Genomic DNA, 20,016 nt, shown 5'->3' with positions numbered 1-20,016 from the left:
ATAATAATGAAGAAGAAACATAAGCGATTACTTATAACTTCAGGAATTTTCTGCTTTTTAAGCTGCATAGCCTTTTTTATTTTAACAACGCTCAAAGAAAATATCTCATTTTTCTATACAGTAAGTGAGGCAATAGTTTTACCAAATAGTCAAAAGCCAATCCGTGTTGGTGGAATGGTTGTTGAAGATAGTGTGATACGGAGCGAAAGTGAAGTAGTTTTTCAAATGACAGATTTTAACAAAAGCGTTGTGGTAAAATACCAGGGAATACTTCCACCGATGTTTTCAGAAAAAAGTGGTGTTGTTGTGCAAGGTAAAATGTCTGATAATAATACCTTTCTTGCAGATACGGTGTTTGCAAAACATGATGAGAACTATATGCCGAAAGTTTTAAAACAGATTCCCTAATTCAGCTGTATTGAAACGATATGTAGAGAGAGTAACAGCCCACTGGGCTATTACTTTTTTTCTTATATGAATTCAGGAGCATCCATTGGTGGCGGTTCTAGCGAAGATTTTAAATCGTTAATTTCTTTTATTAGCTCGTCAAGCTTACTCCTTTCTTCTGTTAGCATGTCATTTAATTGACTGATAGAGTTGCTATTGTTATGCAATACATCATCCAATTCAGGAACGAATTTCGTGTTCAGCTCTGCGATTAATTTATCTAAAGCTTTGTGGACATAACCAAGCTGCGCTGGATTTCGCGCAACTGTTTCATCATAACCTTTAGGTTTGGTGTTAACTTCTATTTTGCTTATTACTTTAAGTTCGTTTTTGCTTTCTTGTTTACTATTATTCATGCTAACTCCTATAAAAAATTATAATTTCAAAATCAACTCAGCTATATTGAAATGATATGTGGAAAGGGTAACAGCCTGATATCAGGCTATTACCTTTTTTATTAAAGCAATCCGTTCTCTTCACCAGTAATATGGAGTAATGGAGGAGCTTCTCCAATATCTGGAATCGAATCCCTAAGATCTGCAAGTTCACTGTCTATACTACTTGTCTTGCTGCCTATACTATCTATGGTTGATGATAATTGTGTTATTATACCACTTTGAATTGCACTATCCATATTTTCGTCATACTTATTAATGCTGTTTATCAAGCCATCATAAAAATTTTTAAGGTGCTTGATGGTCAATGTAATTTGTGGCATCTTATCAATCTCTTCTTGTGTCATATCTTTAGTTATATCAAATTCTTCCTTTGTTTTACCACTGACAATCTTCTTTATTACTGGCTTTTCAAAGCTTGGTTTATCAAACTTCGGCTTCGAAAGTTGTAATGTATTATTTGATTCAACTTCTTCACTAGAATATAATTTTATATTTTTATTCATAATAGTTACCTCCTATAAAAAAACTACTTATCTTTATAAATCACTACTATACAAATAACAGTGAGTCATTATTAATGTCTACTATTGTAAAGTCTGGAGCCTGTCCAATGTCTGGCATATCGTCCTTGATTTGCTTGAGCATCTCAATCATTTCCTTGTTCTGTTTACTCTGCTCTTCAAGTTCCCCTTTTAATGCATCAATAATAGCTTTAGACTGATCTTTACTGCCAAGATCACCAATCACAGCTGTTACTTTCTCATAAGGCAGTTTGTGAATAATATCTTTAAGCTCTTCTGTACCTACGTTATCCAAGAGTTCTTTAAACTGCTCATTAGACATATTGCGAGCAAAAGCTTGAAGTTTTTCTGGGTTGTTAGCTAAAGACTTAATGATAATCTGAATCCTATTAGAATCAGTTAAATCCTGAGCAATTGCTTCGAGTTTATCATGATCAAGCTTATTAACTAAGTCTTTCAGTTGGTCTTCTTGCAGACTATTTACTAAAGCTTTCAACTGATCACCTTCTAATTCTTTGGAGAGTATTGTCAAGTGGTGCTCAGCTAAGTCTTTTGCAAGCACTGTAAATTGCTCGTCATTTAAAGTTTTAATAAGTGCTTTGAACTGATCCACTTTTAAGTGAGGTAAAATTTCTTTTACTTGTTCTGGATTTAAGCCTCTCACTAGAGCTTCAAGCTGAGCATCATTTAAAATAGGAACAATTATTTGTAATTTTTCTGGATTTAGTTCCTGAGCAAGAGTTTGTAATTGGTGATTGGTTAGATGATCTACTAAAGCTTGGAGTTGTTCATCTGTTAAGTTCTCTGCTAAGACCTGCAACTGGTTTGAGCTCAGTTCAGGAATTATTTTTTGCAGTTGCTCGTTACTAAGAGTATTGGCAAGAGTTTTTAGTTGGTCGTCTGTTAGGCCCTGAATAAAAACTTTAGTAAACGCGTTTGATAGCAACAGTAGCACATCTCTTATATGTCTCTCACCGTAGTATAACATAATGTCTTGTAATACCTCATTGTCAGGTGAATCGATTATATTTCCTGCCTCGTCTGAAAAATAATATTTATTGTTGCCAGTATCTGAATCTTCCCATGTTACATATTTGTATTCCAATTTTTTTGATTTAATAGAACTGCTACACATAGTTTTGAAAGGCTGCACAAGCTCTCTTGTATATGATAACTTAGCCAACTCATTACCGTAATATACAAATGTATGGTTACTTTTTACATAATCTAAGTTAGAATCACTTTTATAATCTTTGGCTACCAGATTTCCTTCATTTTCTTCCTCCAGACATATGTAACTGTCTAGGCAAGAACTGCTGCAAAGTTTTATAGGCAATAAGCCTAGTACTACATCGTTTTTATCATCCAGCGATACAAGCTCAACTTTTTTAATAGGCATTGTAGGATCATTACCTTCAGGCCACTTTATCCTTGTAGTCGGGGTTTTTCTAAACACCTCTTTTCCAGGTATCATCTTAAAAACATGCTTTTTTCCACTCATAGGCGTTACCAATAAATTAATTGTTAGTATTCTAAGAACCTGTTTAAAATCTTCGTAATAGGAGAGAAATGAAGGAAAGGACAATCATTTGCAAGCTGGTATTGAGTTTACGTTCGCAATTTTTCCATAGCCGTCTACACTTTTCTAACCAAGCAAAAGAACGCTCAACAACCCATCTCTTTGGCAATACAACAAAAGAATGTAATTCACTGCGCTTTATTACCTCAACAGTTGCACCAATAATATCTTTTATTTGGGTTGCAAAAATTTTTCCTGTGTAGCCTGCATCAACCAATATATTTTTGACTTCAGAAAGGGTATCTTTAGCATTTTCAACCATTCTTACAGCGCTACTACGATCAGTTACTTCTGCTGTTGTTACATAAATTGCATGTGGTAGACCTTGAGTATCAACTGCAATATGACGCTTTATGCCTGAAATCTTTTTACCTGCATCATAGCCCTTTTTTTCAGCAGTATCTGTGTTTTTAACACTTTGAGCATCAATTATACAGAAGCTAGTTTTCTCTTTCCGACCATTGTTGATACGGATCTCTCCAACCAATTTTTTTTAAAACTAATTCCAACAAACTTGGTTCTTCTCCATTCTTTTTATTCCACATTTGAAAATAGTAATATACGCTTTCCCACCTTGGAAAATCTTTTGGCAACATTCTCCACTGGCAACCACTTTTTAGGACGTATAACACTGTACGAAATACATCATACAAATCAAGTTTTCTTGGTCTCGTTTTCTTCCTGCTACTCTCTAGTATTGGTCTGATTTTTTCAAATTGCTCTCGACTTATATCACTTGGATAATTTTTACGCATAGATATACCTCATTCTTAATCTACCACTATTTTACCTCATCTCTCCGAGATTTTAAACAGGTTCTAACACTGTACGAAATACATCATACAAATCAAGTTTTCTTGGTCTCGTTTTCTTCCTGCTACTCTCTAGTATTGGTCTGATTTTTTCAAATTGCTCTCGACTTATATCACTTGGATAATTTTTACGCATAGATATACCTCATTCTTAATCTACCACTATTTTACCTTATCTCTCCGAGATTTTAAACAGGTTCTCAGACATATAATCTATTTCTGGATGTTCTGCCGCATTGTTTATTGGTGGAATTTTTGTCTTTATATCATATTCGTTACACAACTTATAAAACTTGTGCCTATCACATGCTCTATCTGCATATAGTGCTTTTATGGCATGCTGAAAATCAACTTCTTTTAGCAAATCACAAGCTCCATAGTGATCAGAGTAGACACCGTTACTGTATTTTACAGCTATGGCTTTTTTGTTGTTTATATTCAACATTACGTGCAATTTTCTCGTTTGCTCATAGCCACGATATTTTCTGTCAGTGCTATTTTCCTTACTGTGACCAGGAGTGTTGTTGTATATACTAATTCCTGTACTGTCTATAGCAATTTCGATATCTTCCATATTATTTTTATCAATTCTGCAATCATTTATCTTAATATTAAGTTTCTTAAACCTTCTTGATGCTTGTGAATAGCTGATAACTGCCAAATCTCTTCCTATTTGTTACAAATACCCTTGTATAAACCCGACTGTTTGTCTTAAACCAATTCTAAAGAAACTGACGATTATATGCACCAAAATCACAACTTTATCACTATAAATATAGTTGCCGCCCTGCATTTTTGGACAATTCTCGTACCAATTTTCTATGGCGTCATTGATATAACAAAAAATGCTTCCTCTTTCTTGGAGAAATTTGTTATATTCATGGCAGTTACTGACTCTCATTTTTTGTGGCATATTTTTTCTTCAACAGTTAAATGGCTATTTATAATGAATTTGTCAGTAACTGCCAGTTCTTTTCACTTGAGCGATGCAATAAAGCCCACTGGGATCCAGCTTTCTTTACAAATTCACCAAAAGTGCTTCATTCTATAACGCAAAACCCATACTCACCAAACTCAATGCATTACTTGCAATTAAGTTTCCTGGATGCCAGTGGGCTTTGTTGCATCGCTAGCTATGATGGATTAAAGATAAAAAAGGTGGAGAATATCAGTAGCTTATTATTCTGGTATTTATAACAAGAACGGTCAGTGAATACCTAAATTTGAGTAAAAGAAATTTCACTACCACTCACTAATCCGGCTAAAATTCAAGAATTTCAATGCTTTAGCTATTTTCAATAGAATTAAATTTATTAATATAAATAATAAATTACTATTCTTAAATTTGATCAGATTGATTGCAAAAAAACAAGATTTTCAATAGGTTGCTTATAATCCTAACTATAGTTAGCCTTTCATAAGTAGCGATGCAACAAAGCCATGCCAGTGTCAAGCTACTCGGATGACACCATTCTTTTTCCTGGATCCCAGTGGGCTTTGTTGCATCGCTAGCTATGATGGATTAAAGATAAAAAAGGTGGAGAATATCAGTAGCTTATTATTCTGGTATTTATAACAAGAACGGTCAGTGAATACCTAAATTTGAGTAAAAGAAATTTCACTACCACTCACTAATCCGGCTAAAATTCAAGAATTTCAATGCTTTAGCTATTTTCAATAGAATTAAATTTATTAATATAAATAATAAATTACTATTCTTAAATTTGATCAGATTGATTGCAAAAAAACAAGATTTTCAATAGGTTGCTTATAATCCTAACTATAGTTAGCCTTTCATAAGTAGCGATGCAACAAAGCCATCCCAGTGTCAAGCACTGGGATGACAAGAAGAGGGCACTGCCCTCTTGGATGGAAGCCAGTGTTAGCTACTTTCATGACACCCTGACAACCGTCATCCCGCTACTTGTTAGCGGGATCTAGAGATACCGTGATGGTATGACGTAGGGGTTGCCGAGAACTTGTCATCCCAGTGCTTGACACTGGGATCCAGTTTTTCGTATAATTTTGTCAAAATCTATTGTGCTAGCAAGTTCACTAGCGTCACGCGCTGGTCTGTTAGACATTTACGTGTAGGGTGAAGAAATTTTGAAAAAGACATACCAAATATGAAAGGCCTATATATTAAAACTTACGGCTGTCAGATGAACGTTTATGACTCCGTTTTAATGGAAAATGTAATTAAACCTTTGGGGTTCAACGTTGTTAGTGATGCAGAAAAAGCTGATTTGGTGATACTGAACACTTGTCACATTAGAGAGAAGGCAGCAGAAAAGCTTTATTCTGAGCTCGGGAAGATTCATTCGTCACGAAAAGAAATTACTATAGTGGTGGCTGGATGTGTAGCGCAAGCAGAGGGAGAAGAAGTATTCAGAAGGGCTCCATTTGTGGATATTGTTGTTGGTCCGCAGAGTATCGCTACCTTACCGGAGCTGATAGTCAAAGCAAGCAGAAGTAAAGGTCATGTAATAAACACTGATTTTCCTGAAGTTGCAAAATTTGATAAATTGCCAGATGAATGCTATGGCAATAGCCAGGGATCTTCTGCGTTTCTTGCCATACAAGAAGGTTGTGATAAATTTTGTACGTTTTGTGTGGTGCCCTACACTCGCGGAGCCGAGTATTCACGACCAGTAAATGAAATATTCCGCGAAGCATTGAAATTAGTTGCAAATGGAGCAAGGGAAATCAATCTACTCGGTCAAAACGTCAATGCTTACCATGGGAAATGCGAAGGGGAAGTGTGGGATTTAGGAAAATTAATTAGTCATATTGCTAAAATTGAAAAGCTAGAAAGAATCCGCTATACAACTTCCCATCCAAGAGATATGCACGAATCTCTCTACTTGGCACATGCGGAAGAGCCAAAACTCATGCCGTTTGTTCACCTGCCTGTGCAGTCAGGTTCGAATAAAATATTGCACGCGATGAACAGGAAACACACTGCAGAGGAGTATTTGGAAATGATAGACAGAATTCGCAAATTGAAACCTGAAATCGAATTTTCTTCTGATTTTATTGTTGGTTTTCCTGGAGAAACCGAAAAAGATTTTGAAGAAACTATGAAATTAGTAGAAAAAGTAAAATACGCTCAGGCTTATAGTTTTAAATACAGCCCAAGACCAGGCACACCGGGAGCGGAAAGAAAAGATCAAGTACCAGAAGAGGTTAAAACAGAGCGCCTTCTTCGTTTACAGAAATTAATTAGTAAGCAACAACTTGAGTTTAACCAGAGTATGGTGGGCAAGACTGTTCCTGCTTTGTTCAGTGATAAAAAAGGCAAACATCAAAACCAAATTATTGGTAAAAGCCCATATATGCAATCAGTGTGCATTGATGATCCTGAAGGTAAATACAGGGACAAAATAGTAAACGTGAAAGTGTTGGAAGCTCGGCAAAATAGTTTGTTGGGGCGTGCCTTTCACTGATTTTAAGCAGCGTTAAATATAAGTCATTAAGCAAAGAGTATTGAAAAAATGCAATCATAATCTTTTTCAAAAGTTACAAAGTTTAATTGCTACCTCTGCTGAACGGGTACCTTAAACCTACAAATTTGAGCTTACCTATATCAATTTTTTGTGTAAGATGAGTTAGTAATAACTTTATGTATTAAGTTAAAGAAAAGTAAAAATATAATACTTATTACTAGATTCAATATTCCCAACTTTAAGAAACCTTCTTTATATATTTCTAAAGATTCTAAATAATTTATTTTACCATTTACTGAAGGAACTGACATAAATTTTGATATTGCAACTCCGGCTAGGTTAGAAAACGCTAATGACAGCATTACTATACCCATCACTACTCCTCTAAGGTATTTAGGGGCTAGTGTAGTTGTTTGTTCGTGGACTAATGGAGCAATACATAATTCTCCCAGTCCCATAAAGGAGATAGCAATTATTAAATATAAGTATTCTACTTTACCTTCGCTGTTAGAGTTTAGGCATCCTATGTACAGTGTGAAAAAACACATAGCCATTGTCAGAAGGCCAAGGGTAAATATGGAAGTTGCATATTCTTTCTTAAACTTCATGTATGTTCCAAAAAGAAAGCCAAATATTATAATTGACAAAGGATTTATAGCTTGAAAAACTGAAGCTGGAATTGTTATACCTAATACATTGTTAATAACGTTTCTTTCGGTAAATAAGTTAATCAAGGAGCCAAGCTGCATTTCTAAAGCAAAAAAACACAAGAAAAATATCACAAGAATAGATAATGCCACTAATTTTCGTCTTTGTTCTGCTGATGATTTAGATATTATATAAATAAATATGCCTAGAGCTGTTATCCCAACAAATATAAGCACATTAGTAAAAAATTCACTATGTATAAGCATTTTAGCAATTATTGATGATAACAGAAGACTTCCTATCAATACTATACCAAAAATTTTAATTCCGAATATGCGCTTATTCATAAGCTCTGGATAAGGAGAAAGGCCGCTATCTCCTAAAAGACTCTGAAATTTGAGAAAAATGATGAGCCCTATGAACATCCCAATACCAGCTAAACCAAAGCCATAGTGCCAGCCAAACAAGTGGGCTACATAACCACATGAAATGGAAGCCAACATTGATCCAATATTCACACTTACGTAAAATAAAGTAAAGCCCCTGCCACGTTCAGGATCGCCTTTACCATAACATGAACCAAGTAGGTTAGTTGCATTTCCTTTAAACATACCAGTACCTACAGCTATTAGAGATAAACTTAAATATAATAAACCTGGTTCAAACTCAACTAATGACATGCAAGCATGACCTGCTATTATCACTATCCCTCCAAGCAATACCATGTTGCGGAATCCCATCAACTTATCAGCTAAAAAACCTCCAAGTATTGGCATAGCATAACCTGTTGCAGCAAATAATGAGTAAACAGTAAAGGCCCTCTTATCAGTGAAACCTAAGTGAGAAGTCAAAAATAGGACCAAAAGTGTCCTCATTCCATAGTAAGAGAAACGTTCCCACATTTCAACAAAGCACAACATTTTTAAAAATTGTGGAAACTTACTTGCCTTCTGATCCATAAAATACCTCTAAAACTTGAGTTAACATTAAGTAAAACAATAAAAACTGCAAGTAAAATTAAAAAAAAAGTATTAGAAGCTTGGCAAAGTAATTTGTTGGGGTGTGGGCTACGGAAATATTTTTGAATTTGTAATTTTTCAGAAAGCCCTATATTCTTTAGTTTTACATAGCGAACATGAAGTCAAAGCATTATCCTGATACAGTAAGTAATCCTGATTTTTCGTCGTTAGAAAAGGAAATCATAAAATTTTGGCAGGAAAATAAAGTTTTTGAGCAGTCAGTTGAAGAACGTTCCAAGGATAATTGTTTTGTCTTTTACGATGGGCCTCCGTTTGCAAATGGACTTCCGCATTATGGACATTTACTCACTGGTTTCATCAAAGACGCATTTGCAAGATATCAAACTATGCTTCAAAAAAGGGTTGAACGTAGATTTGGCTGGGATTGCCATGGATTGCCGGCTGAGATGGGTGCAGAAAAGGAACTTGGAATATCTGGTAGAACTGAGATAGAGAAGTTTGGTATAGATAAATTTAACAATCATTGTCGTACTTCTGTAATGAAATTTTCATCAGAATGGGAGAAGTATGTCAATAGGCAAGCAAGGTGGGTAGACTTTCACAATGACTATAAGACTATGGATAAATCATTCATGGAGTCGGTCATGTGGGCATTTAAGCAGCTTTATGATAAGGGCTTAGTATATGAATCAGTACGCGTTGTTCCATATAGTTGGGCTTGCGAAACTCCATTATCCAATTTTGAAACAAGGCTTGATAACGCGTATAGAGAAAAGACTAGCAAAGCTGTAACTGTTGCATTTGAGCTTTTAGAAAACCCACAGCAATTTAAAAATATTGAACAAAAGTGCAAATTACTTGCTTGGACTACAACCCCATGGACGTTGCCGAGCAATTTAGCTTTGGCGATAGGAAAGGACATCAAGTATTGTGCAGTGTCAGTCCACTCTTTGGCAGCGCGTGAAGCTGGAATCCAGGAAGGTAATAAATGTTTGCATGCTGAAGTGACATCAAATCAACCTAATGAAATATATATCTTTGCTGAAAGTTACCTAGAGAAATTTATCAGCCACTCTGAACAAAACAATATTCCATATGAAAACTGCAATATAAAACTTAAAGCGAATGATCTTGCAGGTCTTTCTTACAAACCACTGTTTGACTATTTTAAAGACACAAAAAATGCATTTCGCGTTTTTATTGCTGATTATGTTACAGGAGAAGACGGTACTGGCGTTGTGCATACTGCTCCTGGATTTGGTGAGGAAGATTTTTACCTTTGCCAAAGCCATGATATTCCAGTTATTTGTCCAATTGATAACAGTGGAAAATTTACTGCTGAAGTTTCAGATTTGGCAGGGGTTCATGTTTTTGATACCAATGATACAGTAATAAAAAAATTAAAAGAGCAAGGGAATTGGTTTAAAACTGAGCAATATATTCACAATTATCCACACTGCTGGAGAACTGACACTCCTTTGATCTATCGCACTATGCCTTCTTGGTATGTTGCTGTTACAAAATTCAAAAGCAGAATGGTAGAGCTAAATAAGAGAGTTAATTGGATACCAAACCACATTAGAGATGGTCAATTTGGAAAATGGCTTGAAGGGGCACACGACTGGTCAATTTCACGCAATCGATTCTGGGGTACGCCAATCCCTGTATGGAAATCAGATGATGCGAGATATCCAAGAGTAGATGTATATGGTTCAATAGAAGAACTGGAAAGAGATTTTAATGTTAAAATAGACGACTTGCACAGACCATTTATCGATACTTTAACAAGACCAAATCCTGATGATCCAACAGGAAAATCAGTTATGCGCCGTGTACCTGACGTGTTTGACTGCTGGTTTGAATCTGGCTCGATGCCATTTGCGCAAATCCACTATCCGTTTGAAAATAAGGAGTGGTTTGAATCTGCGGATTTTATCACTGAATACATAGCGCAAACCAGGGGGTGGTTTTATACGCTCTTTGTATTGTCCACTGCTTTGTTTGATAGGGAACCATTTAAGAACTGCATATGCCACGGTGTTGTTTTGGATGTAAAAGGGCAAAAATTGTCCAAACGTTTGAATAACTATGCAGATCCAATGGAGGTTTTTGATAGATACGGTTCTGATGCGCTGCGTTTTCTTATGCTTTCTGGATCTATTGTTTGTGGTGGTAATTTGCTACTCGATAAAGAAGGAAACTCAATACGAGATGTTCTGAAAAACGTAATAAAACCTATTTGGAATAGCTATCACTTTTTTACCATGTATGCAAATGCAGATGGGATTAAAGCTGAAGTTTGTAAGGATTATCAAAGCACTATTGATCGTTACATGATTTCCAAGTGTTTTGAAGCTGTAGAAGGTATCCAAGCTTCTATGAACAACTATAACTCCCAAGAGGCTTGCAAAATTTTAATGAACTTTTTTGAAGTGCTAAATAATTGGTATATTCGTCGCAGTCGCGAGCGTTTTTGGAAAAGTGATTTGGATCAGGATAAAACTGATGCTTATAATGTTCTATATACGGTTTTTTATTACATACTAAGAGCTGCAGCTCCTTTGTTGCCACTTATAACAGAGAATATATGGCAAGGGCTTAAGTATGAAGAAACATCTGTTCATTTGGCTAATTTTCCACAATTAGAGAAGTTTGATAGTCAGCTCATTGCCAAGATGGATTTGGTGAGAGAGATATGCAACTCTGCACTCTCTATTAGAAACACTTTTAACATACGTATCAGACAGCCACTTGGCAGTATGATCATTTATCATCAGTCTTCCTGTAGTTTTCTTGAAGGTGAGCCGTTTTCTGTCATCCCAGAGTTCTCTCCTGTTATCCAAGTAGCTGACACTGGGATCCAGTGTACTGCAGATTCAAATGAGTACCAGGAGATGATAAAAGATGAGGTAAATGTAAAAAAACTGGAGTTAGTAAACAGACTTGAAGATATTGCATCACTAGAGTTAAAGCTAAGTTTTCCGCTGCTTGGAAAGAGAATACCAGATAAAATTAAGAAACTAGTTCAATATGTCAAAGAGGGAAAATGGAAGCAAGTTGAAAATGAGCAAGTTTTTTTAGGTAATGAGTCAGAAAATTACATCATAGAAAAAGGCGAATATGAACTATTGTTAAAAGCAAATAGTGGATATTCTGCTGTGTTTGATAACAACAAAGGAGTTGTCATTCTAAATACTGAACTAAATGATGAATTAATTCTAGAAGGGTTAGCGAGAGATGTCGTGAGGCTCATTCAAGAAACCAGAAAACAAGCTGATTTTCATATATCAGATAGAATCAGAGTAATAATCAAAACAGAAGATGAGAAAATTAAGGAAGCAATAAATACGTGGTTTGAATATATAAAAGAGCAGACCCTTGCCTTATCTTTGGACATTAATACAGAAATTGGAACTAACTTCTATTCTAAGGAATATCAGGATTTAAGTGTTAGTATTGAGCGTTAAATTTTTAATAAAATTGCAAGATTGTCAGTATTTATGCTATACTTAAGGTAATTGGATAAGGTTATAATATGAATAAAGCTGTTGCAGATGATTATGAAGAAGTTGTTAACAATAGTGGTGGTTTAGGTAAAGCAGAATCTGTTGTTACTTTGGAGGAGGAAGAAGAGTTTTTTGATGCTATGGAAGCTGTTTCTAATGTAGAAGAAGGGAATAATTTAGGTCTTGCTACTTCAGAAGAGGAAGAAGAATTTTTTGATGCTGTGGAAGAACAAGAGCCGTTAGCTAATTTTAACGTTCCACTCAGTATATTTCATTATAAAGATTATAACTCTGATTTTTTTACTTCCTGGTATAATATATCAAGCGAAATATTTAAGGAAATAAATAGAACTTGCCCAGAAAAGAAAATATTAAATTTAGCTCTGTCAGTTTTAATGCTTCCTTATATTGCTTTTACTGCACTGGGATTAGTCGTATGCAGTAGATTTCAAGCAAACAGCAAGACACAAGACAGTGTAGGGGAAGATAAGACAAAAAAGAGTGAAACTGGCGTGCCAAAAAGATTGGCATATGGTGTTCTTGCTGCAATAGCAATTTTTGTTAATATGGCTGTACTTGTAGCCTTAGTTGTTCCTGCAACAATTGCTTTGGCTACTTTTTATCTTTTAAATAGAGATTTATCTCACTCTTTAGTTACTGCTCTTAAAATAAGTATGGGGCGGTATTCTAATAAGCATCAAAATATTGAGGTGTCTTTTCATGAAAAGGAAGTTACTGGACCAAATATTGCGTGGGATATGGAAATAGAATTTCCACCGCAATTTAAACGATTGCTTAGAGATTTGTATGAAAATGAAAATAACAAGTGGTTTGATGTGACGCGTGATTCAGAGCATAGCATCGTACTGAAATTGTCAACTAACATCAATTTAAAAAATGGTCTTAAGCCCTTACGCAATGAAATCAAGGATGTGCTTGCAACTTCTATTCAGGAATTTGCGAAGACTATGGAAGAACTGATAAAGCTAGAAAAGAAAGAGATTACATATGATAAATTGAAGGAATTATTGAACGAATTCAAGTCGAAAGTGGTAGATAGTATAGGTCCTAATTTGACAAGTCACTTAATACAAAGTGCTTATCAAGTTGCCTTTATACAAGCAATTAAGTTTCAGCGAGATAGACGGGGAGAAGATTTTTCGCTGGAAGATGAGATAAAAAATTCTTTAGTGAGACAGGAATTAGAGAGCCAAGGTAAGGAATTACCAAGTAGAAAAGAGATTATAATAGAAGATTTGAAAAACGCAGGAATGGAAGTAGAAGACTCAAAAGATGATGAATTTTCTGTACATGAGGCGGAATGGAAAAAGCTTATAAAGGAAGGCGAAATAGTTAAAAGGACAGTAATTGATATTTATAAAAATAAGCATCTCCAAGCAACAGAGAAAGCCTTAGGTAATGCGAAAGAAGAAATTGAACGTTTAAGAGGAATAGGTCAAACAAGGTGTAACGATATATATAAGAAATTAAAAGAAATACATGAAAACAGTAGCTTAACAAATGACACCTTAAAAAGGGGGTTAGAAGACCTTTTTAAATTCGAATATGATGATCAAGAGATTGAGCGCAGGCTGATAAAATCAGTAATGAAAAAAGTTCAAGGTAAGTTAAGTAAATCAGATATACCGGATAAGGAGAAGCAAAGCCTAAGGAAGCAGCTTGAAGATTTAGAAAAAAAAGTAAAGGTTCCATCGGATAAGGAAGCTTCAGCTAAAATAAATGACTTTATAGAAAAGATGTATTTAGAAATAAAAAAATATAAAGTGCAAAGGTTACTTCGAGAACAAAAAAAGGGTGTTTTACGTTTATGCAAGAAATTAAGAAAATATGGTGAATCAGGTCTAGCAGAAATAATTGAAGCTTTTCGCGTGCAAGATGAAGGACATTTAGAAAAATCTACATTAGAACAAACACTCAAAGATCAAAATAAGCGTTTACAAGCTGAACAAAATAACAGGGAAAAAGGGCATCCGGGTACAAGATCAATAGAAGTGCTCTTAAAAAGGAATGAAGAAATTCTGAAAGCATTAAAACAGTTAGAATTAGGCAAAAAAGAATTATTGATAAATGAAGAAACAAAAAATGATTATAAAGAAGAACTAACGTCTCGTGAAAAAATAAAATTTGCAGTAATAGAAGATGATTTACTGAAGGTATTCAAGCTTGAAACTTTTGATGAAAAAGAAATCAAGAAGTTATTAGAAAGAGCAGAACTGGAGTACTGTTTAGCAGAAAAACGCATCAAATATCCTGTAATTAAAACAAAAGATAATATCAAACATTTTAGTCAAAATTTATTGTCTCCTTTGATAGACAATTTGACAAAAAATATAATAAATAATATACCAGGAAATAGTGAAGGTTGTATACAGAAAGTTAAGAACTGGAGTAAAGTTATGTTTGGTGCAATAAAGATTGGAGCATCAAATGCTTATAAAGAGACTACAGAGAGAAAAGCGTTAAATGTGGCACATAATACTTATAAAGAAGGAGAGACATTTCTTCAATGTTTTCAGTCAAATTATGAAGGTATTGGAGCCTTTTTAGGTAATTTATTTTCTGATGATGGGGTAACATTTAAAAATGATGTGTGGCCTAAAATAGAAGAGCATTTGCATGGAATGTGGGATAGATTTTTCAAGGATATTGAATTCAATATTGGAAATAAATTGGATGAAGTAAGTGTGACACAGCAACGGCGGGAAACTATGATTGTGACTCAACGATAAGTTCTCAAAGTTCCTCCGGTATTTTCACATACTAAATTAACTATAGCACTTGATTCTTTTTGGATCTCTTTTTCAGTTAAAGTGTGGATTGGAGAGCAAAAAGTAACTGACAACGCTATAGACATCTTATTCGGTTCTATATTATTTCCATGGTATACATCGAATATCAAAACTTCTGTGATGAGCTCTGAGCTTTTTTTTACCACATTGATTATGTTACCTACTTCCACATCCTTATTTACTATAAATGCAAAATCACGTTTTACACTTTGGTATTTATAGTCAATAAATTTCTTTCTACTTACAGGTAAATTTTCAATATTTTCTAATATCACCTCAAAACCTACAACTTTTTGCTTGATGTCAAAAAGATCTAATATATTAGGATGCAACTCTCCAAAATAACCTGCTACTTTATTCTTAAAAGAGAGAGTGCCTGACTTTCCTGGGTGATAATGTTCTTTTTCTGCTCTCTCTATCGTTAAATTATCACAATTGACGTTAAAAAACTCCAAAGCTGCTATGCAATCAGCCTTTGCGTCAAAAACATCTACTTTCCTATCAGTATTATAATGGTTTCGCGGTAAATTATTTCCTGTTCTTATTCCACTTAAGACATGTTTAGACCGAGCTTCACCATCGTAAATCGGCCCAATTTCGAAGATTGCAAGATCAGATATTCCGTGGGCAATATTATCAGCAGTAACTTGCAATAAATTTGGCATAATACTTGGTCTCATTATATTAAAGTTATTGTTAAACGGATTATCGATGATAAATAACTTATTCGAGTAACCAAATTTTTCGGCTGTTGATTCACTCATAAACGACCAGGTTAGCACTTCATGAAACCCTCTGTTTGTCATCAAAATACGCAAATTGTCGTATGTACTATCTACTTCTTCAACATTATTTGGTAGTGGTTCTTCTTTTATTTTGTCATAGCCGTATATTCTTGTTACTTCTTCAATTAGGTCAGCCGGTATTGTCACGTCCGGTCTCCAGCTTGGTACTTGTACATTCCAATTGCCTTCGGTTTTTTTATCAATATTAAACCCTAGTTTCGTTAAGATATCAAGCACCTCATCAGGCGATACAGACACACTTCCAAACTTGTTCACATCCTGATAATCAAAGCTCACCTTGGTGTCAACACTATCTAAGCTGCCAGCAGACACTACGCTTGAGGTTTCTCCACCACATAAGTCCAGAATCATTTTAGCTGCAAGGTTGAGTCCATCAAAAGTAAATCCAGGATCAACTGAACGTGCAAATCTGTAACTAGCGTCTGTGGAGATGCTCAGCTCCCTTGAGGATTTAGCAATAGAGATTGGATCGAGCAAAGCTAATTCCAAAAAAATATTGGTAGTTTCAAGAGTACATTCACTGCACTTACCACCTATAATTCCAGCAACTCCATGAATATTTTTATCATCAGAAATAACGCTCATGTCTTTGTTTAATAAGTATTCTTTACCGTTTAAACCAGCAAATTTTTCTCCGTCGTTTGCTTTGCGTACTGTGAGCTCTCCTTCTATTTTTTTTGCATCATACGCGTGCATTGGGCGGCTGAAAGATATCATAATATAGTTCGTGATATCAACTATTGCAGAAATGGAGCGCATTCCTATCGATTCCAGCCTATCTTTTAACCATTTTGGGCTTTCTTGATTTTTTACATTGGCGATGTATATTCCACTAATAAAACTTTCCCCGTCAGTAACTTCAACATCGATTGGTGAATTTATGGAGCTGGTAAGTTGTGGAATGCTTAAAGTCTTTAATGTCCCAATTCCAGTTGCAGCAAGGTCGCGAGCTATTCCATAAATGCCTAAGCAATCTCCACGGTTTGGAGTAACATTTATATCAATTACAGGGTCACAATTGAAAAATTTATCCCCTACTTTATAATCATCGGAAAGCTCGATTATTCCTTCACTTTCCTCTTGAACCAGCGCAAGTTCAGAAGCAGAGCAGAGCATCCCTTCACTTAGCATTCCTCGTATTTTTGTGGACTTAATTGTGAGATCACTTTCTGGCAACGTGCTACCAAGAGATGCAAGTACAGTTTTCATACCTTCTCTAACATTGTTTGCTCCACAGACTATTTGTAGAATTTTACTTCCATCATTTACTTTACATAATTTTAATTTATCAGCATTTGGATGAGGTACGACTTCTAATACCTCTGCAACAATAAACCCAGTCAATCTGGAATTATCGATCACATCTTCTACTTCTAACCCTATGTGAGTTAATTTATCGGTAATTTCTTCTAAACTAGCATTGGTTTCTAAGTGTTCTAATAACCAAGATAATGTGAATTTCATGGACCTAAAAAGAAGTGAAAAAGTTATTGTAATATAAAATGTAGTGCTTTTAAAGCTTGTTGTAGTGGAATACTTCTACATCATTGTTTATGATGTAGAAGCTTTTGTAACTTTATATCTTCTTGCGAAGAGAAAGAATTTTTTCTATATCACCTTTTAAATCTATCTCCAGAAAGAATTTAAGACTTTCATAATCCCAGGCATCCTCATCAATGTTACCATCAAAAAAGAAGTGTATTATTGCATTGTTGAGTCCTATGTAATAATCGCGAGTATCTTCGTCAAGGAAACAATCTACTGATTCGATGTATCCGTTACCAAATTCCTGCTCCAAATTTAAAGGATGATTAGTGTTAATAAAATCTATTTCGTTCATTATATACCTCACTAAAAATTAAATTATAATCAAAATAAGATATTAAGTCAAGATATTGAATAATTTAACAAGATTAGTAAATTTTAAAATACAGAGCTGACTGTAATTAACATTCTAATTACATATTTTGTTAATATGTTAATGTTATAATAATACAGAGCCTTATCTTAATTCTTGACTTTGTCCTATAAAATTCATACTTTATTTACTGTTTATAATTCAGATTAAAATGGCATTAAATCCGCTGGAACAGTTTAAAGTATATACGGTAATAGAGTTACCTAGGTTATTTGGGTATGACGTAAGCTTTACCAATTCATCTCTTTTCACGATGATTTCGGTGATATTGGTGATACTCTTTTTGCTTTTTGGAATAAAGAAGGGGGCAGTAATACCAGGATATTTGCAAGCTGCAGTTGAGTATGTATATGATTTTGTTATTTCAATAATAGAAAATAACACTGGAAGCAAAGGCTTGCAGCACATTCCATTGATATTTACAGTGTTTATTTTCATTTTATCGTGTAATTTAGTTGGTGTTCTTCCTTATAGTTTCACGGTCACAAGTCATGTGATAGTCACCTTCGCTTTATCGATGGTGGTTTTTATTTATATAACGATTGTTGGATTTAAAGAAAGGGGAGTAGAATTTTTACGCATATTGCTACCAAAAGGAACTCCTTCGTGGCTTGCACCTATAATAATTATTATTAAGTTGTTTGCTTATTTAGTAAGGCCGGTTAGCCTATCAATAAGGCTTGCAGCAAATATGATTGCTGGTCATACAATCATCAAAGTGATAGCAGGGTTTATTGTAAATATGAACATATTTTTCACTCCTGCGCCGTTTTTGTTCATAATTGCATTGATAGGATTTGAAGTATTTGTTGCAATTTTACAAGCTTATATATTTACTATATTAACATGTGTATATTTGTCAGATGCAGTAAAGTAATTGACTTCCTTGTAGAATATTTTACAATTATATTATAAAGAAATAATTAAAGGTAATATATGGATTTAGTAGCTTTAAAATTTATAGCAATTGGTTTAGCTGTGTTTGGAATGCTCGGCGCTGGTTTAGGTATAGCTAATATCTTCTCTGCTATGTTAAATGGGATTGCGAGAAACCCTGAATCAGAAGGTAAAATGAAAAGTTATGTTTATATTGGTGCTGCCATGGTTGAAATCATGGGATTGCTTGCGTTTGTACTTGCAATGTTATTAATATTTGCTGCTTAACAGATGCCACAGCTTGATGTTTCAACCTTCTTTTCTCAAGTTTTTTGGTTTTTAATTTTTTTCTCTTCACTTTTTTTCGTAGTAAGTTGTTTATTTTTGCCAAAGTTAGATGAAATAATAAGCACTAGAAGTAAAGAAGTATTGGATTCTTTTAATAGTTCTGTTCATCTTTTAAGACTCACGGAAGATCAGGTTGCCAAGTATAATGCCGCTTTAAACCAAGCTAGAATACAGGCAAAAAAAATCATAGATGATGCACTTGCTCAGGTAGAAGAAATGAGAGCTAATGTTAAGAATATATTAGAAGAGGAAGATAAAAAAAAGAGCAAGCTTATTGAAAAAAAAGTGGCAGAATTTAAATCTGAATATACTGATCAGTTAAAACAAATGGCTACTAGTATTGCTTTAATTTATTATACTAAATTGACTAATTCTGAAATTGAAGAGGAATTTATTGCTGACTTGGTGTCCAAAGAATTTTAGGGGTTTTTATGTCTACATCACTGATTATCGGTCTTGCCTTCTTGGTAAGTTTTGTCCTTTCGTATAAATTGCTAAAGAAAGTGATAAAAAATGCGCTTAACAATAAGCGTAACAAAAGCAAATTTTCAAGTGAAGAAACTGAAAAATTCAGGAAAGATATGTTGGAGTATTACAAAAAATCTTCTAAAAAATACAAAGAATTAGATGCAGAAGTTAATAAAATGATGAATGAAGCACTTGATAAAGCTAATAGTATCATTAAGCACAATAGACAGCAGCTAGATCAGACATTAGATGACAATGCCCATTCTAACTTGAAGAAAGTCACTGACCAAGTTGAAAAAGCTCTTGGAGATTTACAGGCTAACACAGCGAATATAGCTGCTGATGCTGTAAAAAAAATAATGCATGAACGTAAAGATGATAAGCGTAGTAGCGAGGTCATATCTTCATTTTCACGTGACTTAAATAAAAAATTGCATTAGGTTCAATGCAACA

17 protein-coding genes and 1 pseudogene are annotated in these 20,016 nt (G+C 34.4%); 8 read left to right on the top strand and 10 right to left on the bottom strand.

Going from position 1 to position 20,016, the window contains the following annotated elements:
* The first annotated feature begins 6 nt into the window (after positions 1-6).
* A complete protein-coding gene (gene ccmE, locus AAGD72_RS05210) occupies positions 7-408 on the top strand; it encodes a cytochrome c maturation protein CcmE (RefSeq protein ID WP_341814728.1) in 402 nt (133 codons plus the stop codon).
* Between the two features lie 62 nt (positions 409-470).
* On the opposite strand, the gene AAGD72_RS05205 is transcribed toward ccmE, so the two are convergent.
* The 7 genes and pseudogenes from AAGD72_RS05205 to AAGD72_RS05175 all read right to left on the bottom strand — a co-directional run bounded on the left by AAGD72_RS05205 (position 471) and on the right by AAGD72_RS05175 (position 4,670).
* The gene (locus tag AAGD72_RS05205) at positions 471-803 is read right to left on the bottom strand and encodes a hypothetical protein (RefSeq protein ID WP_182320991.1); all 333 of its coding nucleotides are present in this window, start codon (positions 801-803) and stop codon (positions 471-473) included.
* Between the two features lie 101 nt (positions 804-904).
* Positions 905-1,348 carry a hypothetical protein gene (locus tag AAGD72_RS05200; RefSeq protein ID WP_265023591.1) on the bottom strand — a complete coding sequence of 148 codons (444 nt, stop codon included), beginning with the start codon at positions 1,346-1,348 and terminating at the stop codon, positions 905-907.
* A gap of 46 nt (positions 1,349-1,394) precedes the next feature.
* A complete protein-coding gene (locus AAGD72_RS05195; RefSeq protein WP_341814727.1) occupies positions 1,395-2,867 on the bottom strand; it encodes a magnesium transporter MgtE N-terminal domain-containing protein in 1,473 nt (490 codons plus the stop codon).
* Between the two features lie 43 nt (positions 2,868-2,910).
* A protein-coding gene (locus AAGD72_RS05190) for an IS5 family transposase (RefSeq protein ID WP_341814578.1) occupies positions 2,911-3,700 on the bottom strand; the annotation gives its coding sequence in 2 pieces (ribosomal slippage) (positions 2,911-3,438 and positions 3,440-3,700; 789 coding nt in all).
* Positions 3,701-3,764: 64 nt separating this feature from the next.
* Positions 3,765-3,893: pseudogene (locus tag AAGD72_RS05185) on the bottom strand (transposase); the annotation flags it as partial.
* Between the two features lie 36 nt (positions 3,894-3,929).
* Positions 3,930-4,418, bottom strand: a complete 489-nt coding sequence (locus AAGD72_RS05180; RefSeq protein ID WP_341814726.1) for a transposase — start codon at positions 4,416-4,418, stop codon at positions 3,930-3,932.
* A gap of 15 nt (positions 4,419-4,433) precedes the next feature.
* On the bottom strand, positions 4,434-4,670 hold the full coding sequence (locus AAGD72_RS05175; RefSeq protein ID WP_341814725.1) for a transposase: 237 nt from the start codon (positions 4,668-4,670) through the stop codon (positions 4,434-4,436).
* Positions 4,671-5,883: 1,213 nt separating this feature from the next.
* Between AAGD72_RS05175 and miaB the strand changes: the two genes are divergently transcribed.
* Entirely contained in the window at positions 5,884-7,203 is a 1,320-nt protein-coding gene (miaB, locus tag AAGD72_RS05170) for a tRNA (N6-isopentenyl adenosine(37)-C2)-methylthiotransferase MiaB (RefSeq protein ID WP_341814724.1), read from the top strand.
* Between the two features lie 140 nt (positions 7,204-7,343).
* On the opposite strand, the gene AAGD72_RS05165 is transcribed toward miaB, so the two are convergent.
* Positions 7,344-8,810, bottom strand: a complete 1,467-nt coding sequence (locus tag AAGD72_RS05165; protein WP_264718763.1) for a peptide MFS transporter — start codon at positions 8,808-8,810, stop codon at positions 7,344-7,346.
* A 176-nt stretch (positions 8,811-8,986) separates the two neighbouring features.
* Between AAGD72_RS05165 and ileS the strand changes: the two genes are divergently transcribed.
* Positions 8,987-12,298 carry an isoleucine--tRNA ligase gene (gene ileS / locus AAGD72_RS05160; RefSeq protein WP_341814723.1) on the top strand — a complete coding sequence of 1,104 codons (3,312 nt, stop codon included), beginning with the start codon at positions 8,987-8,989 and terminating at the stop codon, positions 12,296-12,298.
* Positions 12,299-12,366: 68 nt separating this feature from the next.
* Positions 12,367-15,087 carry a hypothetical protein gene (locus AAGD72_RS05155; RefSeq protein WP_341814722.1) on the top strand — a complete coding sequence of 907 codons (2,721 nt, stop codon included), beginning with the start codon at positions 12,367-12,369 and terminating at the stop codon, positions 15,085-15,087.
* Here AAGD72_RS05155 and pheT read toward each other — a convergent pair.
* Both pheT and AAGD72_RS05145 read right to left on the bottom strand, forming a co-directional pair.
* The gene (pheT, locus tag AAGD72_RS05150) at positions 15,078-17,417 is read right to left on the bottom strand and encodes a phenylalanine--tRNA ligase subunit beta (protein ID WP_341814721.1); all 2,340 of its coding nucleotides are present in this window, start codon (positions 17,415-17,417) and stop codon (positions 15,078-15,080) included. The two genes, AAGD72_RS05155 and pheT, sit on opposite strands and share 10 nt — an antisense overlap.
* 112 nt (positions 17,418-17,529) lie before the next feature.
* Positions 17,530-17,793: a hypothetical protein gene (locus tag AAGD72_RS05145; protein ID WP_010962582.1), complete on the bottom strand. Its 264-nt coding sequence runs from the start codon at positions 17,791-17,793 to the stop codon at positions 17,530-17,532.
* 229 nt (positions 17,794-18,022) lie between these two features.
* On the opposite strand from AAGD72_RS05145, the gene AAGD72_RS05140 reads away from it, so the two are divergent.
* Genes AAGD72_RS05140 through AAGD72_RS05125 form a run of 4 tightly spaced genes read left to right on the top strand, consistent with a single transcriptional unit; the run spans position 18,023 to position 20,003 of the window.
* Positions 18,023-18,748: a F0F1 ATP synthase subunit A gene (locus AAGD72_RS05140; RefSeq protein WP_155968396.1), complete on the top strand. Its 726-nt coding sequence runs from the start codon at positions 18,023-18,025 to the stop codon at positions 18,746-18,748.
* A gap of 59 nt (positions 18,749-18,807) precedes the next feature.
* Complete coding sequence (locus tag AAGD72_RS05135) at positions 18,808-19,035, top strand: F0F1 ATP synthase subunit C (RefSeq protein WP_006014985.1); 228 nt, start codon at positions 18,808-18,810, stop codon at positions 19,033-19,035.
* Between the two features lie 3 nt (positions 19,036-19,038).
* On the top strand, positions 19,039-19,518 hold the full coding sequence (locus tag AAGD72_RS05130; protein WP_065094794.1) for a hypothetical protein: 480 nt from the start codon (positions 19,039-19,041) through the stop codon (positions 19,516-19,518).
* Between the two features lie 8 nt (positions 19,519-19,526).
* The gene (locus AAGD72_RS05125; RefSeq protein ID WP_065094793.1) at positions 19,527-20,003 is read left to right on the top strand and encodes a hypothetical protein; all 477 of its coding nucleotides are present in this window, start codon (positions 19,527-19,529) and stop codon (positions 20,001-20,003) included.
* Positions 20,004-20,016 lie beyond the last annotated feature (13 nt).

Origin of the sequence: Wolbachia endosymbiont (group A) of Chalcis sispes (assembly GCF_964026765.1) — a bacterium.
GTDB classification, from domain to species: domain Bacteria; phylum Pseudomonadota; class Alphaproteobacteria; order Rickettsiales; family Anaplasmataceae; genus Wolbachia; species Wolbachia pipientis.
Note: the sequence above shows the minus strand (reverse complement) of the source record. Positions and strands in the feature narration are given on the sequence as shown.

Bases quoted from the DNA above. Each gene is read 5' to 3' on its own strand.
- ccmE (WP_341814728.1), top strand. From the start codon at position 7: ATGAAGAAGAAACATAAGCGATTACTTATAACTTCAGGAATTTTCTGC.
- AAGD72_RS05205 (WP_182320991.1), bottom strand. From the start codon at position 803: ATGAATAATAGTAAACAAGAAAGCAAAAACGAACTTAAAGTAATAAGC.
- AAGD72_RS05200 (WP_265023591.1), bottom strand. From the start codon at position 1,348: ATGAATAAAAATATAAAATTATATTCTAGTGAAGAAGTTGAATCAAAT.
- AAGD72_RS05195 (WP_341814727.1), bottom strand. From the start codon at position 2,867: ATGAGTGGAAAAAAGCATGTTTTTAAGATGATACCTGGAAAAGAGGTG.
- AAGD72_RS05175 (WP_341814725.1), bottom strand. From the start codon at position 4,670: ATGCCACAAAAAATGAGAGTCAGTAACTGCCATGAATATAACAAATTT.
- miaB (WP_341814724.1), top strand. From the start codon at position 5,884: ATGAAAGGCCTATATATTAAAACTTACGGCTGTCAGATGAACGTTTAT.
- AAGD72_RS05165 (WP_264718763.1), bottom strand. From the start codon at position 8,810: ATGGATCAGAAGGCAAGTAAGTTTCCACAATTTTTAAAAATGTTGTGC.
- ileS (WP_341814723.1), top strand. From the start codon at position 8,987: ATGAAGTCAAAGCATTATCCTGATACAGTAAGTAATCCTGATTTTTCG.
- AAGD72_RS05155 (WP_341814722.1), top strand. From the start codon at position 12,367: ATGAATAAAGCTGTTGCAGATGATTATGAAGAAGTTGTTAACAATAGT.
- pheT (WP_341814721.1), bottom strand. From the start codon at position 17,417: ATGAAATTCACATTATCTTGGTTATTAGAACACTTAGAAACCAATGCT.
- AAGD72_RS05145 (WP_010962582.1), bottom strand. From the start codon at position 17,793: ATGAACGAAATAGATTTTATTAACACTAATCATCCTTTAAATTTGGAG.
- AAGD72_RS05140 (WP_155968396.1), top strand. From the start codon at position 18,023: ATGGCATTAAATCCGCTGGAACAGTTTAAAGTATATACGGTAATAGAG.
- AAGD72_RS05135 (WP_006014985.1), top strand. From the start codon at position 18,808: ATGGATTTAGTAGCTTTAAAATTTATAGCAATTGGTTTAGCTGTGTTT.
- AAGD72_RS05130 (WP_065094794.1), top strand. From the start codon at position 19,039: ATGCCACAGCTTGATGTTTCAACCTTCTTTTCTCAAGTTTTTTGGTTT.
- AAGD72_RS05125 (WP_065094793.1), top strand. From the start codon at position 19,527: ATGTCTACATCACTGATTATCGGTCTTGCCTTCTTGGTAAGTTTTGTC.